13 protein-coding genes are annotated in these 14,210 nt (G+C 73.2%); 8 read left to right on the top strand and 5 right to left on the bottom strand.

Annotation, left to right across the window (positions count from 1 at the left end; all coding sequences use genetic code 11):
• Window positions 1-156: 156 nt before the first annotated feature.
• Entirely contained in the window at window positions 157-1,644 is a 1,488-nt protein-coding gene (locus ACFYXK_RS26955; protein WP_389413452.1) for a PLP-dependent aminotransferase family protein, read from the top strand.
• Window positions 1,645-1,718: 74 nt separating this feature from the next.
• Here ACFYXK_RS26955 and ACFYXK_RS26950 read toward each other — a convergent pair whose 3' ends face one another.
• A complete protein-coding gene (locus ACFYXK_RS26950) occupies window positions 1,719-2,348 on the bottom strand; it encodes a response regulator (protein ID WP_383510002.1) in 630 nt (209 codons plus the stop codon).
• Window positions 2,348-3,547 (bottom strand): sensor histidine kinase, encoded by a 1,200-nt coding sequence (locus tag ACFYXK_RS26945; protein ID WP_389413451.1) that lies wholly within the window; start codon window positions 3,545-3,547, stop codon window positions 2,348-2,350. The genes ACFYXK_RS26950 and ACFYXK_RS26945 overlap by 1 nt, the downstream gene beginning before the upstream one ends.
• 134 nt (window positions 3,548-3,681) lie before the next feature.
• Between ACFYXK_RS26945 and ACFYXK_RS26940 the strand changes: the two genes are divergently transcribed.
• Both ACFYXK_RS26940 and ACFYXK_RS26935 read left to right on the top strand, forming a co-directional pair.
• Window positions 3,682-4,770 (top strand): ABC transporter permease, encoded by a 1,089-nt coding sequence (locus ACFYXK_RS26940; protein WP_389413450.1) that lies wholly within the window; start codon window positions 3,682-3,684, stop codon window positions 4,768-4,770.
• Window positions 4,767-5,465 (top strand): ABC transporter ATP-binding protein, encoded by a 699-nt coding sequence (locus tag ACFYXK_RS26935; protein WP_389413449.1) that lies wholly within the window; start codon window positions 4,767-4,769, stop codon window positions 5,463-5,465. Before ACFYXK_RS26940 ends, ACFYXK_RS26935 begins: the two co-directional genes overlap by 4 nt.
• A 91-nt stretch (window positions 5,466-5,556) precedes the next feature.
• On the opposite strand, the gene ACFYXK_RS26930 is transcribed toward ACFYXK_RS26935, so the two are convergent.
• Window positions 5,557-6,360, bottom strand: a complete 804-nt coding sequence (locus ACFYXK_RS26930; RefSeq protein ID WP_266662288.1) for an IclR family transcriptional regulator — start codon at window positions 6,358-6,360, stop codon at window positions 5,557-5,559.
• Window positions 6,361-6,689: 329 nt separating this feature from the next.
• Between ACFYXK_RS26930 and allB the strand changes: the two genes are divergently transcribed.
• Window positions 6,690-8,030, top strand: a complete 1,341-nt coding sequence (gene allB / locus ACFYXK_RS26925) for an allantoinase AllB (RefSeq protein WP_389413448.1) — start codon at window positions 6,690-6,692, stop codon at window positions 8,028-8,030.
• Window positions 8,031-8,033: 3 nt separating this feature from the next.
• A complete protein-coding gene (gene alc, locus ACFYXK_RS26920) occupies window positions 8,034-9,152 on the top strand; it encodes an allantoicase (protein ID WP_389413447.1) in 1,119 nt (372 codons plus the stop codon).
• 116 nt (window positions 9,153-9,268) lie between these two features.
• Here alc and ACFYXK_RS26915 read toward each other — a convergent pair whose 3' ends face one another.
• Window positions 9,269-10,009: an SDR family oxidoreductase gene (locus tag ACFYXK_RS26915; protein WP_389413446.1), complete on the bottom strand. Its 741-nt coding sequence runs from the start codon at window positions 10,007-10,009 to the stop codon at window positions 9,269-9,271.
• A gap of 191 nt (window positions 10,010-10,200) precedes the next feature.
• Between ACFYXK_RS26915 and ACFYXK_RS26910 the strand changes: the two genes are divergently transcribed.
• The 3 genes from ACFYXK_RS26910 to ACFYXK_RS26900 all read left to right on the top strand — a co-directional run bounded on the left by ACFYXK_RS26910 (window position 10,201) and on the right by ACFYXK_RS26900 (window position 13,147).
• The gene (locus ACFYXK_RS26910; protein ID WP_389413445.1) at window positions 10,201-10,821 is read left to right on the top strand and encodes a dihydrofolate reductase family protein; all 621 of its coding nucleotides are present in this window, start codon (window positions 10,201-10,203) and stop codon (window positions 10,819-10,821) included.
• A gap of 136 nt (window positions 10,822-10,957) precedes the next feature.
• Window positions 10,958-11,875, top strand: coding sequence for a DMT family transporter (locus ACFYXK_RS26905; protein WP_389413444.1), 918 nt, complete (start codon window positions 10,958-10,960; stop codon window positions 11,873-11,875).
• Window positions 11,876-11,953: 78 nt separating this feature from the next.
• Complete coding sequence (locus ACFYXK_RS26900; RefSeq protein WP_389413443.1) at window positions 11,954-13,147, top strand: cytochrome P450; 1,194 nt, start codon at window positions 11,954-11,956, stop codon at window positions 13,145-13,147.
• A gap of 45 nt (window positions 13,148-13,192) precedes the next feature.
• Here the strand turns inward: ACFYXK_RS26900 and ACFYXK_RS26895 are convergent, their stop codons facing one another.
• Window positions 13,193-14,197 carry a Gfo/Idh/MocA family oxidoreductase gene (locus ACFYXK_RS26895; protein ID WP_389413442.1) on the bottom strand — a complete coding sequence of 335 codons (1,005 nt, stop codon included), beginning with the start codon at window positions 14,195-14,197 and terminating at the stop codon, window positions 13,193-13,195.
• Between the last annotated feature and the right edge of the window lie 13 nt (window positions 14,198-14,210).

Raw genomic sequence — 14,210 nt, 5'->3', positions numbered from 1 at the left:
GCGCGGAGATCCGGTTCTCGACGGCAGCCGCCAGGGCGCGTTCATCGCGGTCGGTCAGGGGGGTCGGCATGGCGCTCTCCTTGCCAATCGGGGGCCAATACCGCGATTCTGGACCTGGATTGGCCTGGCGGGCAGAGCCAATCAGGGGAGGTTGGCATGGCAAACGGGCGAGTCGTCCAGACGGCGGACAGAACCATCGGCAGCCGCCAGCTCGCGGCCCTGCTGCCCTCCGAGGTGCTGGCCCGGCCCGGTTACCGGTCCCTCGCAGACGCCGTGCGGACCCTGATCCTGGACGGCCGGATCGCCCTGCACGTACGGCTGCCCGCAGAGCGCGAGCTCGCCGAGGCGCTCGGCGCCAGCCGCGCCACCGTCACCGGGGCCTACGACCTGCTGCGCGAGAGCGGCTACGTCCGCAGCCGGCGCGGCTCCGGCACCTGGACCGAACTCCCCGAGGGCCACGGACCGGTCGGCGCGCACCTGCTGGTCGGCTCCGGCGGCTACATCGCCGACGGCGATCCCGGGATCGACCTGGCCATCGCCGCCCTGGGCGCCCCGCAGGACGCCCTCGCCGAGGCCCTCGCCCGGGCCGCGACCCGGCTGCCGGGCCTCGCCCGGAGCCCCGGCTACAACCCCTTCGGGCTGCCCGACCTGCGCAGTGCCGTCGCCGAGCGGTTCACCCGGCGGGGGTTGCCGACCCGCCCCGAGCAGATCCTGGTCACGGCCGGTGCGCAGCAGGCGTTCTCGCTGGTCGTGAGCCTGCTGTGCCGGCCCGGGGACCGGGTGGTGACCGAGAACCCCACGTACGCGAACGCCCTGGACGCCCTGCGGCACGCCCGGCTGCGCACCGGGTCGATCGCCGTCTCCGACGCGGGCTGGGACATGGAGATCGCCGAGTCCACGCTGCGGCAGACCGTGCCGAGGATGGCGTACGTGATCCCGGACTTCCACAACCCGACGGGTCTGCTCATGCCGCAGGAGCAGCGGCTGCGGCTGCTGTCGGCGACGCGGCGCACCGGGACCTGGCTGGTGGTCGACGAGACCATCGCCGACATCGCCCTGGACGTGCCGCCGCCGGCGCCGCTGGCCTCGCTGGCGCCGAGGGGAGGGGCGGACCACGTGGTGACGATCGGTTCGCTCAGCAAGACGCACTGGGGCGGGCTGCGGGTGGGCTGGGTACGGGCCACCGCAAAGATGATCACGGAGCTGACGGCGGTGAAGGTGGCCGCGGACATGACCGGGTCGGTACTGGACCAGCTGGTGGCCCTGCCGCTGCTGGAGGGGCTGGAGCGGACCCTGCCGGCGCGGCTCGCGCAGTTGCGCGGGCAGCGGGAGGCGCTGGTGCGTGCCCTGGAGCGGCACACTCCGGAGTGGTCGTGGCAGGTGCCGCCGGGTGGGCTGTCGCTGTGGGTGGACCTGGGGGAGTCGGTGAGCTCGGCGCTTGCGGAGCGGGCGGGGGCCTGCGGCGTGCACATCGGGCGGGGGGCGCGGTTCGGGGTGGATCCCGGAACGTTCGAGCACCGGCTGCGGATTCCGTACACGCTGGCCGAGGGTCGGCTGGACGAGGCAGTACGGCGCCTCGCGGCGGCCTTCCACGACGGGGTCCCGCTGGCTCCGGCGGTGGAGCGGCCGCACTGGGTGGCCTAGGTGTGTTGTGGATCAGGCCGCCGGGGAGCCCGGGGGAAGGCCCGTCCCCGGGGAGGACCGTCACCCGCAGGCGCCTATGGCGTGCGGATCAGGCGGCGGGTGGTGGCCGCGGCCACCGCCGAGGTGCGGGAGTCGACGCCGAGCTTCGCGTAGATGTGGACCAGGTGGGATTTGACCGTGGCCTGGCTCAGGAAGAGCTTCTTCGAGATCTGCTGGTTCGACAGGCCGTCCGCCACCAGCTGGAGCACCTCGAGCTCCCGCTTCGTCAGTGCCTCCGCGGGCGTGCGCATCCGGTCCATCAGGCGCAGCGCCACCGCCGGGGCCAGCGCCGACTGGCCCGCCGCCGCGGTGCGGACCGCTGCCGCCAGCTCCTCCGGCGGGGCGTCCTTCAGCAGGTAGCCCGACGCGCCCGCCTCCACCGCCGCCAGGATGTCCGCGTCCGTGTCGTACGTGGTCAGGACCAGGACCCTGGGGGCGCCGGGCCGGGCGGTGATCGCCGCCGTCGCCGCCGAGCCGTGCATGCCCTTGCCGAACTGGAGGTCCATCAGGACCACGTCCACCGGCTCCGAGGCGGCCAGCTCCACCGCCCGCTCGGCGGTGGCGGCCTCCGCGACCACCGCGAAGTCCGGTTCGGTGTCCAGCACCGCGCGCAGCCCGGCCCGGACCACCGGGTGGTCGTCGGCCAGCAGCAGGCGGATCGTCATCAGGATGCCTCCAGGGGCAGCGGCAGGGTGACGGCCACGGCGGTGCCCTGGCCCGGCGCGGACTCCACGGTGAACAGCCCGCCCAGTGTCTCGGCCCGCGAGCGCATCGCCGGCAGCCCGAACCCGCCCTCGCCGCCCGGAGCGCAGGACGGATCGAAGCCGGTCCCGTCGTCCACGATGTCCAGCGTCACCGAGGCGTCCATGAAGGTCAGGGTGATCTCGGCGCGGTCCGCGCGCGCATGGCGCACCACGTTGGCGAGCGCCGACTGCGCGATCCGCAGCAGGGCCACCTCGTACGGGGTGGGCAGGACCCGGGGCGCACCGCTCAGGCAGAACCGGGCCCGCGGCCCCGGAGCGGCCGTGCACAGCCGCTCCAGCGCGGCGGCGAGGGAGCCGTGCTCCAGATCGGGAGGGGTGAGCGCGCGTACGAAACGACGCGCCTCGGCGAGGTTCTCCTGCGCGGCCTCCCGGGCCCGGCCGATGTGCTCCAGGGCGGGAGCGTCCTGTGGAAGTGACCGTTCCGCCGCGCGGAGCAGGAGCTGGATCGAGGACAGGCCCTGGGCCAGGGTGTCGTGGATCTCCCGGGCCAGGCGTTCCCGCTCCGCCAGGATGCCCGCGTCCCGCTCGGCCGCGGCGAGCTCGGCGCGGGTGGCGATGAGCTCCTCGATCAGCTCGCGGCGCCGTTCGCTCTCGCGGTACAGCGCCTGGTAGCCCAGTACGGTCGCCACCGCCACGGCCCCGCCGAGCAGCGGTCCGAGGAAGGCCCCCGGCGACACCGCGCTGCTCTGCGCGTGGGCCAGGAAACCGCCGATCGCCGCGCACGCGGTCACGGCGACGGCCGCGACGCCCCAGCGCAGCCGCAGCAGGTGCAGCTCCAGGAAGTACAGCGGGAAGGCGATCCACAGCCCGTCGGGGGAGACCACCAGCAGCCCCGCCCATGCCGCGCCCAGCCCGGCCAGCCACACCGCCCCGGCGCGCGGCGAGCGGTGCACCGCGGGAGTCAGTACGCCGGCCGCGTACACGGCGGCCAGCACCGCGCAGGCGGCGACCACCCAGCCGGCGCGCGGCGCGGAGTCGGTGACGGCCCGCCCGGCGGCCAGCGCGAGCAGCCCGAACAGCAGCGCGTGCAGGCACAGGCGCAAGACGCGCGAGACTGGGGTGAGGGGACGTGGAACGGGGGATTCCGCAATAACAGCCATGGCCTGAACAGCCTAAGCGGGGGCCGGCGGCGCCCGGTCAATCGAAAGTTTGATGTCCGGATGCGTCCTTCGATACCAGGATCACTACCGTGGCGCGATGCCCTGGGCCCGCGCCGACGACCAGGGTGGGGATCATGTTCGTCGCATGGAGAGATCTACGGTTCGCCAAGGGCCGCTTCGCCCTCATGGGCTCGGTCGTACTGCTGATCACGCTGCTGGTCGGCCTGCTGTCCGGGCTCACCGCCGGCCTGGCCCGGGAGAACATCTCGGCCGTCACCGGCCTGCCCGCCACCCACCTGGCCTTCGCCGCGCCGACGGGGGACCAGAAGGTGTCCTTCACCAACTCCCAGGTGCCCGAGAAGGCCTGGCAGGCCTGGCGCACGCAGCCCGGCGTGAAGACGGCGCAGCCGCTCGGCATCCGCACCACCAACGCGGCGGCGGGTGAGCGCACCGCCGCAGTCTCGGTGTTCGGCGTCGACCCGGCCGGCCCCCTCCCGCCGCGCGGCAGCGGCCTCGCCCAGGGGCAGGTGGTCCTCACCGAGAAGGCCGCGAGGGAGCTCGGCGGCCTCGCCGCCGGCGGCAAGGTGAAGATCGGCCCGCTCGAGCTGACCGTGGCCGCGGTCTCCGGCACCGCCGCGTACAGCCACACCCCGGTCGTCTGGATGGACCTGGGCGACTGGCAGCGCATCGGCAACCCCGGCACCTCCATCGACACCCTCGCCACCGTGATCGCGCTCGACACCTCCGGCTCCGCCGACCTCGCCGCCGGCGACAAGGCCGCCGCCACCAAGGCCCAGACCGTCGACGAGGCCCTCGGCGCCATAGGGTCCTACCAGGCCGAGAACGGCTCGCTCCAGCTGATGCGCGGCTTCCTCTTCGTCATCTCGGCCCTGGTCATAGGGGCCTTCTTCACCGTCTGGACGATCCAGCGCAGCGGGGACGTCGCCGTGCTGAAGGCGCTGGGCGCCTCCACCCCGTACCTGCTGGGGGACGCGCTCGGCCAGGCCGTGGTCATGCTCGCGATCGGCACCGGTCTCGGTACGGCGCTCGCCGCCGGGATCGGCGCGTTGATCAGCGGGGGCGACGTGCCCTTCGTCCTCGACACCGCGACCGTGCTGGTGCCCGCCGCGATCATGATCGTGCTCGGTGCACTGGGTGCGGCCCTGTCCATCCGGCGGATCACCGCCGTCGACCCCCTGACCGCCCTAGGGAGCGCCCGATGACCCTCCTCGTGCACGACGTGACGCTCACCTATCCGGACGGCGAGGGCAGGCTCACCGCCCTCGACCGGGTCCGGCTGGAGGTGCCCGCGGGCACGCTGGCCGCGGTGATCGGCCCCTCCGGTTCCGGCAAGTCCAGCCTGCTGGCGGTCGCCGCCACCCTGGTCACCCCGGACTCCGGGCAGGTGGTGGTGGCCGGCCAGGACACCGCGCGGCTGAGCGCGGCCGAGAAGTCGGCCCTGCGCCGCGAGAAGATCGGCATCGTCTTCCAGCAGCCGAACCTGCTGGCCTCGCTCACCGCCGCCGAGCAGCTCCAGGTGATGGCGCACCTCTCGGGCCGCCCGTCGCGGACACTGCGCCGCCGGGCGCTGGAACTGCTGGACGCGGTGGGCCTGGCCGACAAGGCCGACAAGCGCCCCCACCAGCTCTCCGGCGGCCAGCGCCAGCGCATCAACATCGCGCGCGCCCTGATGAACGAGCCGGCCGTGCTCCTGGTCGACGAGCCCACGAGCGCCCTGGACCACGAGCGCGGTGCGGCCGTCCTCGACCTGCTGGTCACCCTGACCCGCGAGCGCTCCACCGCGACCGTGCTCGTCACCCACGACCACGCCCACCTGGAGCGGATGGACCGGACGGCGACGATGACGGACGGCCGCCTGACGCAGGCGGCGTCGGAGGAATCCGTCCCGGCCGCCTGAGCGCCCGTACGCACGCGAAGGCCCCGCCCCCCTCGCACCGGAGGGGGCGGGGCCTTCGCGTACGTACGGGGGCCGGGGCCCGGGCCGGAGGCTACGCGGGGTTCTGGCTCTGCAGGGCCACGGACAGGTCGGCCGCGACGTTCTGCAGGATCGGCACGAAGGACTCGGCCACGGCCTCGGTCACCCGGCCGGCCGGACCCGAGATGGAGATCGCGGCGGCGGTCGGCGAGTTCGGCACCGACACGGCCAGGCAGCGGACTCCTATCTCCTGCTCGTTGTCGTCGACCGCGTAGCCCACCTTGCGCACCTGCTCCAGGGCCTCCAGGAAGCCCTCGGGCGTGGTGATGGTCTTCTCGGTCGCGGCCGGCATCCCGGTGCGCGCCAGCAGGGCCCGTACCTCGTCGGCGGGGGTGTACGCGAGCAGCGCCTTGCCCACACCGGTGGAGTGCGGCAGCACCCGGCGGCCGACCTCGGTGAACATGCGCATGGAGTGCTTGGACGGCACCTGGGCGACGTAGACGATCTCGTCCCCGTCGAGCAGGGCCATGTTCGCCGTCTCGCCGGTCTCCTCGACCAGACGGGCGAGGTACGGCCGGGCCCAGGTCCCCAGCAGGCGCGACGCGGACTCGCCGAGGCGGATCAGCCGGGGGCCGAGGGAGTACCGTCGATTGGGCTGCTGCCGGACGTAGCCGCATGCCACGAGGGTGCGCATGAGGCGGTGGATGGTCGGCAGCGGCAGACCGCTGGCGGTGGAGAGCTCGCTGAGGCCGACCTCGCCCCCGGCATCGGCCATGCGTTCGAGCAGATCGAAGGCGCGCTCAAGGGACTGGACGCCACCGCTGGCGGCGGTGGGCTTGGCGGAAGCGTCGGTGGTGCTGGCGCTGGACGTCGGCACGGCGCGGTCCTTTCGGTGCTGGCAGGCAAGGAAGCAGCCTACCGGTCGGTCGGCGTCGGCCCTAGAGCCGGGTCGAAGCCGTCCCCGCCGGTCAGAGGGGGTTTGTCCGGGTGGCGGACGTCCTCGACAAGTTACCCGCCCGCCCCCCGGTGGTGATAGCTACATTCTGGATAGTGAAATCTTAATTCCACCCTGTGGAAACATCCAATTGCGACTCCGGTGTGTCAGTGCTCTGTCCGGGCGCTCTTGACTGGCTCCGGATCGGCGGCGAGACTCCGTCAACAGAACGTTGAATTTCGCTCTGTGGAAGTAGATGGGGAGGTTCCGGCGTGTCCGACGACGTGGAACTGGTACTGCGCTCGACTCGTGTCATCACCCCCGGGGGGACGCGCGCCGCTACGGTCGCCGTCGCCGCCGGGAAGATCGTCGCCGTACTGCCGCACGACGCCGAGGTACCGGCCGGCGCCCGGCTCGAGGACTTCGGCGACGACGTCCTGCTCCCCGGCCTGGTCGACACCCACGTGCACGTGAACGACCCGGGCCGCACCGAGTGGGAGGGCTTCTGGACGGCCACCCGCGCCGCCGCGGCCGGGGGCATCACCACGATCCTCGACATGCCGCTGAACTCCCTGCCGCCGACCACCACGGTCGACCACCTCCGCGTCAAGCAGGAGGTCGCCCGGACCAAGGCGCACGTGGACGTCGGCTTCTGGGGCGGCGCCCTGCCGGACAACGTCAAGGACCTGGCGCCGCTGCACGACGCCGGCGTCTACGGCTTCAAGTGCTTCCTGTCGCCCTCCGGCGTCGACGAGTTCCCCGAGCTCGACCAGGAGCAGCTGGCCACCTCCCTCGCCGAGATCACCGGCTTCGGCGGCCTGATGATCGTGCACGCCGAGGACCCGCACCACCTGGACTCCGCCCCGGTCGTCCCCGGCCCCAAGTACGCGGACTTCCTCGCTTCCCGCCCGCGCGATGCCGAGAACACCGCGATCGGCAACCTGATCGCCCAGGCGAAGCGGCTGAACGCGCGCGTCCACGTACTGCACCTGTCCTCCTCCGACGCGCTGCCGCTGATCGCCGCCGCCAAGGCCGAGGGCGTCAAGATCACCGTCGAGTCCTGCCCGCACTACCTCACCCTCACGGCCGAGGAAGTGCCCGACGGCGCCAGCGAGTTCAAGTGCTGCCCGCCCATCCGCGAGGCCGCCAACCAGGACCTCCTGTGGGACGCGCTCGCCGACGGCACCATCGACTGCATCGTCTCCGACCACTCTCCCTCCACCGCGGACCTGAAGACCAGCGACTTCGCCACCGCGTGGGGCGGCATCTCCTCCCTCCAGCTGGGCCTGCCGGCCATCTGGACCGAGGCGCGCCGCCGCGGCCGGACCCTGGAGGACGTGGTCCGCTGGATGTCCGCGGCCCCGGCCGCCCTCGCCGGCCTGGCGCAGAAGGGCGCGATCGAGGTCGGCCGCGACGCCGACTTCGCCGTGCTCGCCCCCGAAGAAACGTTCACCGTGGACCCGGCCGAACTCCACCACCGCAACCGGGTCACGGCGTACGCGGGCAAGACCCTGCACGGCGTCGTGAAGTCCACCTGGCTGCGCGGTACGCAGATCGCCGACCACGGCACCCCGACCGAGCCCACGGGCCTCCTCCTCGAAAGGCAGAACTGACCAGTGGCGATTGAATCCTTCACCGGCAACGCGAACCCGTACGGAGGCGGCGACCCGTACGCGGACTACCGCACCGCGGACTTCCCCTTCACCCAGTACGCGAACCTCGCCGCCCGTGAGCTGGGCGCCGGTGTCATCGCCGCCAACGACGAGTTCTTCGCCCAGCGCGAGAACCTGCTGATCTCCGAGGCCGCGCACTTCGACCCCGAGGACTTCGGCCACAAGGGCAAGGTCATGGACGGCTGGGAGACCCGCCGCCGCCGCGGCGTCTCCGCCACCCAGCCCTGGCCGACCCCCGAGGACCACGACTGGGCGCTCGTACGCCTGGGCGCCCCCGGCGTCATCCGCGGCATCGTCGTCGACACCGCCCACTTCCGCGGCAACATGCCGCAGGCCGTCTCCGTCGAGGCCACCAACTGGGCGGGCGCCCTCGCGCCGACCCCGGAGGAGCTCCAGGGCGACGACGTGAAGTGGACGACCATCGTCCCGCGCACCCCTGTCGGCGGCCACGCGGCCAACGGCTTCGAGGTGGACGTGGAGCAGCGCTTCACGCACCTGCGCGTCAACCAGCACCCCGACGGCGGCATCGCCCGCCTGCGCGTCTACGGCGAGGTCCTGCCCGACCCGAAGTGGCTCGACGCGCTCGGCTCCTTCGACGTCGTCGCCCTGGAGAACGGCGGCTCCGTCCAGGACGCCTCCAACCGCTTCTACTCCCCGCCGACCAACACCATCAACCCGGGCCGCTCCCGCAAGATGGACGACGGCTGGGAGACCGCCCGCCGCCGCGACAACGGCAACGACTGGATCCGCTACCAGCTGGTGGCCGACTCCGAGATCCGCGCCGTCGAGATCGACACCGCCTACCTGAAGGGCAACTCGGCCGGCTGGGCCTCGCTGTCCGTCAAGTCCGGCGAGGAGGGCGAGTGGACGGAGTTCCTGCCGCGCACCCGCCTGCAGCCCGACACCAACCACCGCTTCGTCCTGGACACCCCGGCGGTCGGCACCCACGTGCGGATCGACATCTTCCCGGACGGCGGCTTCTCCCGCCTGCGCCTGTACGGCTCGCTGACGGAGGCCGGCGCGGCCGCGCTGAGCGCCCGCAACCAGGAGCTGGGCGGCTGATTCCGCCCCGGTGACTGCCCCGGGGGCCGACACCCCCGGGGCCCGCACGGCCCGACGGGGCGCACCGCAGCAGCGGTGCGCCCCGTCGGCGTGTCCGCGCGCCGGGGGTCCGGCGGCTACGCCGCGTGGCCGCCGTCCACCGCGAACTCGGCGCCCGTCACATAGGCGGCGTCCGGACCCGCGAGGAAGGACACCAGGGCCGCCACCTCCTGCGCGGTGCCGAAACGGCCGAGGGCCGTCAGTGCGCTCTGCGCGGCGGCGTGGGGGCCGTCCGCCGGGTTCATGTCCGTGTCCACCGGCCCCGGGTGCACGAGGTTCGCGGTGATGCCGCGCCCGCCGAGCTCCCGCGCCAGCGCCTTGTTCAGGCCGGCCAGCGCGGCCTTGCTCATCGCGTACAGGGTGCCGCCCGGGCCGGGGACCCGCGAGGTCATGCAGCTGCCGATGGTGACGATCCGGCCGCCGGATCCCATCCGTGCGGCCGCGGCCCGGGTGGTCAGGAACGCCCCGCGCACGTTGACCGCCAGCACCCGGTCCACGTCGGCCAGGGTCAGGGCGTCCAGCGGCCCGAGTACGCCGATGCCCGCGTTGTTGACCAGGGCGTCGATCCGCCCCAGGCCCCGTACCGTCTCCTCCACGGCGGCGACCGCCTGCGCCGGGTCGCCCGCGTCGGCCCGGACCGCCAGCGCGCGGCGGCCGAGCGCCTCGATCTCCCCCACGACCCCGGCCGCGGCCTCCGCACCGTTGACGTAGGTGAGCGCGACGTCGATGCCGTCCTGCGCCAGCCGCAGGGCGGTGGCCGCCCCGATGCCGCGGCTGCCGCCGGTCACCAGTGCCACCGCCGCGTCGTTGGTGCTCATGGTCCTTCTCCCTGCTCTCGCCCGATAAGTCGTTGCGGATTCAATGAAATAGGGGGAGGGGGGCGGGCGCTGGCGGGAATCGGACCTCGCGTTCGCGCGCGCCGCCCCGATGACTTCCGGGGCGGCCGGGAGTCTGAACCCGTGCAGGAGAAACCAGTGCAGGAGACACCGGACGCAAGGAGCGCAGAGCCATGGGCAAGCTGACCCTCACCACCTTCGTGACCCTCGACGGAGTGATGCAGGCACCCGGCGGTCCGGAGGAGGACCCCAGCAGCGGGTTCGGGTACGGCGGCTGGATGGTGCCGTTCTACGACGAGGGCGTGGGTGCGTTCACCACCGAGCTGTTCGACCGGGCGGGGGCCTTCCTGCTCGGCCGCCGGACGTACGACATCTTCGCCGCCTACTGGCCGAAGAGGACCGATCCCACCGACCCGATCGCGAGCCGGCTGAACGGCCTGCCGAAGTACGTGGCCTCGACCACGCTCAAGGAGCCGGCCTGGGCGGGGACCACCGTCATCGACGGGGAGCAGCTCCAGAGCGAGATCATGCGGATCAAGGACGCGCTGGAGGGGAGCCGGGAGCTCCAGGTGCACGGCAGCGGGCAGCTGGCCCAGTGGCTGCTGGCACGGGACCTCGTGGACGAGCTGAACCTGGAGGTGTACCCCGTCTTCCTGGGCGCCGGGCGGAAGCTGTTCCCGACGGGCGGGCTGCCCACGGCCTTCGAGCTGGCCGCCTCGCGCACGACGCCGAACGGCGCCGCCATCCTCACCTACCGCCCGACGGGCCGGGCCACCTTCGCCACGTTCGACTGATCCCGTCGGCGCCGGCCGGGGCCCGGGCGGGCCCGGGGGAAACCGCTCGACCGCCGTGATCGGCTCCGGTACGGTGAGCCGCGCCCGAGGGAGCCGCCGAAGTCTCCACCCGCTTCACGCCGATGGAGAGTCCCCGGTGAGCTCGTCCGCCCTCCTTGCACGCACTGCCGCCCCCCACCGGGCCTGGCTCGCCGATCTGCCCGTCCTGGCCGTCGCCGTCGTCTGGGGCGGCAGCTACCTCGCCGCCAAGGGCATCACCACGGGCCACACGGTGGTCGCGGTCCTCGTGCTGCGGTTCGCGCTCGTGCTGCCCGTGCTGGCCGTCGCCGGGTGGCAGCGGCTGCGGGCGCTCACCGCCGGGCAGTTGCGCGGCGCGGGCCTGCTCGGGCTCGTACTCGGCGGGATCTTCCTGCTGGAGACCTACGGTGTCGTGCACACCTCCGCCACCAATGCCGGGCTGATCATCAGCCTGACCATGATCTTCACCCCGCTCGCCGAGGCCGCCGTACGGCGCAGGGCCCCCTCGGGCGCCTTCCTCGCGGGAGCCGCGGTCTCCGTCGCCGGCGTCGTCCTGCTCACCCAGGGCGCCGGGTTCACCGTCCCGGGCGCCGGCGACCTGCTCATCCTCGGTGCGGCGCTCGCCCGGACCCTGCACGTCCTGCTGATGGCGCGGATCAAGGCCGTCCATGAAGCCGACTCGTTGTCGCTGACCACCGTTCAGTTCGGCGGGGCCGTCCTCGTCTTCGCCGTACTGGCCGCCGTGCCCGGCACCGGCGACAGCCCCTGGGCGACCGCCGCCGGCTTCGGGGCCGCCGAATGGGCGGGGCTCGCGTTCCTCTGCCTCTTCTGCACGCTCTTCGCCTTCTTCGTGCAGATGTGGGCCGTACGCCGCTCCTCGCCCTCCCGGGTCAGCCTGCTGCTCGGCACCGAACCCCTGTGGGCGGCCGCGGCCGGTATCGCCATCGGCGGCGAACACCTCGGCCCGGCCGGCCTCGTGGGCGCCGCCCTCGTCCTCGGCGGCACCGCCTGGGGCCGCCGCGCCGTGGCCGGATGACCTCGGACGCCGTCCGGCCACGGCGCGTGACCGGAAATCGATGGTCCCAGCACCGAGCGGTCACATTAATGTGACTGCATGCCACAACCGGACATCAGCGTGAACGACGCGGACTTCCACGCGGACCCCTACTCCTTCTACGCCCGGCTGCGCGCGGCGGGACCGGTGCACCACGTCGAGGTCACGGCCGCCGAGTACGCGCCGACCTTCCTGGTCGTCGGCTACGAAGAGGCCCGCCACGCCCTCAACCACCCGGGTCTGTCGAAGAACTGGATCAGCAGCGCAGTCCTGCCGGGCGTAGCGACCACCCCCGCCAACAGCAACATGCTGGAGGCGGACCCGCCGCACCACACCCGGCTGCGCCGCCTGGTCGCCCGCGAGTTCACCGCCCGCCGGGTGCAGGCGATGCGCCCCCGCGTCCAGCAGATCACCGACGATCTGCTCGACGCGATGGCCGACCGCCCGCAGCGCACCGCCGACCTGATCAAGGCCCTGGCCTTCCCGCTGCCCATGACCGTCATCGGCGAACTCCTCGGCGTCCCCGACCTGGACCGCGAGCGCTTCAGCCACTGGTCCAAGGAAGTCCTCGCACCCACCTCCGTCACCCCGAGCACCGACGCGCACCGGAAGCTCGGCGACTACCTCGCGGAGCTCGTCGAGGCCAAGGCCAAGGAGCCCGGCGAGGACCTGCTCAGCGCCCTCATCCGGACCCGCGACGAGGACGGCGACGCCCTGTCGCCCGACGAGCTGATCGGCATGGCCTTCCTGCTGCTGATCGCCGGCCACGAGACCACCGTCAACCTGATCTCCAACGGCACGCGCGCCCTGCTGGCCCACCCGGACCAGCTGTCCGCCCTGCGCGCCGACTACGACGGCCTCCTCGACGGCGCGATCGAGGAGATGCTCCGCTACGACGGCCCGGTGCAGAACACCACCTACCGCTACGCCCGCGAGGACATGGAGATAGGCGGCACCGCCGTCCCGGCCGGAGCCACCGTCCTCGTCTCGCTGGCCGGCGCGGACCGCGACCCCGTGCGGTACGAGGCCCCCGACACCTTCGACATCCGGCGCGCCCCGCAGGGCCACCTCGCCTTCGGGCACGGACTGCACTTCTGCATCGGCGCCCCGCTGGCCCGCATGGAGGGCCGCATCGCGATCCGCGGCCTGCTGGAGCGCTTCCCGGACCTCGCCGAGGACCCGGCCGAGGAGGCGCCGACGTACATCGGGGGCAGCCTGATCCGGGGCGTGACCCGACTGCCGGTGCGCTGGTAGCCGCCGCCCGTGGCAGACCCCGTACCGCACCCGTCCCCGCGGCCCCTACAGGTCCGGGAGCTCCTCCATCCGCACCGGGCGGTGCTCCCGGCGCGAGCGCTCGCAGGCCTCCGCGATCCGCAGCGCGGCAAGCGCCTCCCGGCCGTCGCACGGATTGGGGCCCTCGCCGCGCACCAGCCGGACGAAGGCCGCCAGCTCCGCCTCGTACGCGGGGGCGAACCGCTCCAGGAACCCCGTCCACGGTTTGCTCGCCGGGGGCGGGCCCTGCGGTTCGGTCGAGGCGATCGGCGTACGGTCGTCCAGCCCGGAGGAGACCTGGTCGAGCTCCCCGGCCAGCTCCATCCGCACGTCGTACCCGGCGCCGTTGCACCGGGTGCCCGTACAGGTGGCCAGGGTCCCGTCGTCCAGAGTGAGCAGGGCGACGGCGGTGTCCACGTCGCCGATCTCCCGGAACATCGCCGGACCCGCGTCGGAGCCGCTCGCGTAGACCTCCGTCACCTCGTGCCCGGTGACCCAGCGGACCATGTCGAAGTCGTGCACCAGGCAGTCCCGGTACAGGCCTCCGGACGTCGCCAGGTACGCGGCGGGCGGCGGCGCCGGGTCGGCGGTCATCGTCCGTACGGTGTGCAGCCGGCCCAGGGCTCCGGAGCGCACCAGCTCGCGCGCGGTGAGGCAGCCCGCGTCGAAGCGGCGCATGAAGCCCAGCTGGAGCACCCCGTTGGCGGCGGTGACCTCGCGCAGTACGGTCAGCGTCCGGGCGAGGTCGGTGGCCAGGGGCTTCTCGCAGAACACCGGGAGTCCGCCGCGGATCGCCCGCAGGACCAGCTCCGCGTGCCCGTCGGTGGCGGTGGCGACCACCACGGCGTCCACACCCCACTTGAAGACCTGTTCCACGGAGGGCGCGGCGGTCGCCCCGAGCCGGTCGGCGATGCGCGCCGCCCGCGCGGGATCGGCGTCGGCGAGCAGCAGCGAGCCGGCGTCCGGGTGGCGGGCCAGTGCCGCCGCGTGGAAGGAGCCGATCCGGCCCGTTCCGATCACCCCGATGCGCATGCACTCAAACTGA

Origin of the sequence: Streptomyces sp. NPDC002209 (assembly GCF_042890265.1) — a bacterium.
GTDB lineage: Bacteria > Actinomycetota > Actinomycetes > Streptomycetales > Streptomycetaceae > Streptomyces.
This window is presented reverse-complemented; position numbering and strand designations above follow the sequence as displayed.

Excerpts from the sequence above, each read along its gene's own strand:
- ACFYXK_RS26935 (WP_389413449.1), top strand. The coding sequence starts at position 4,767 with ATGACCCTCCTCGTGCACGACGTGACGCTCACCTATCCGGACGGCGAG.
- ACFYXK_RS26940 (WP_389413450.1), top strand. The coding sequence starts at position 3,682 with ATGTTCGTCGCATGGAGAGATCTACGGTTCGCCAAGGGCCGCTTCGCC.
- ACFYXK_RS26900 (WP_389413443.1), top strand. The coding sequence starts at position 11,954 with ATGCCACAACCGGACATCAGCGTGAACGACGCGGACTTCCACGCGGAC.
- ACFYXK_RS26950 (WP_383510002.1), bottom strand. The coding sequence starts at position 2,348 with ATGACGATCCGCCTGCTGCTGGCCGACGACCACCCGGTGGTCCGGGCC.
- ACFYXK_RS26895 (WP_389413442.1), bottom strand. The coding sequence starts at position 14,197 with ATGCGCATCGGGGTGATCGGAACGGGCCGGATCGGCTCCTTCCACGCG.
- ACFYXK_RS26955 (WP_389413452.1), top strand. The coding sequence starts at position 157 with ATGGCAAACGGGCGAGTCGTCCAGACGGCGGACAGAACCATCGGCAGC.
- ACFYXK_RS26910 (WP_389413445.1), top strand. The coding sequence starts at position 10,201 with ATGGGCAAGCTGACCCTCACCACCTTCGTGACCCTCGACGGAGTGATG.
- ACFYXK_RS26945 (WP_389413451.1), bottom strand. The coding sequence starts at position 3,547 with ATGGCTGTTATTGCGGAATCCCCCGTTCCACGTCCCCTCACCCCAGTC.
- ACFYXK_RS26915 (WP_389413446.1), bottom strand. The coding sequence starts at position 10,009 with ATGAGCACCAACGACGCGGCGGTGGCACTGGTGACCGGCGGCAGCCGC.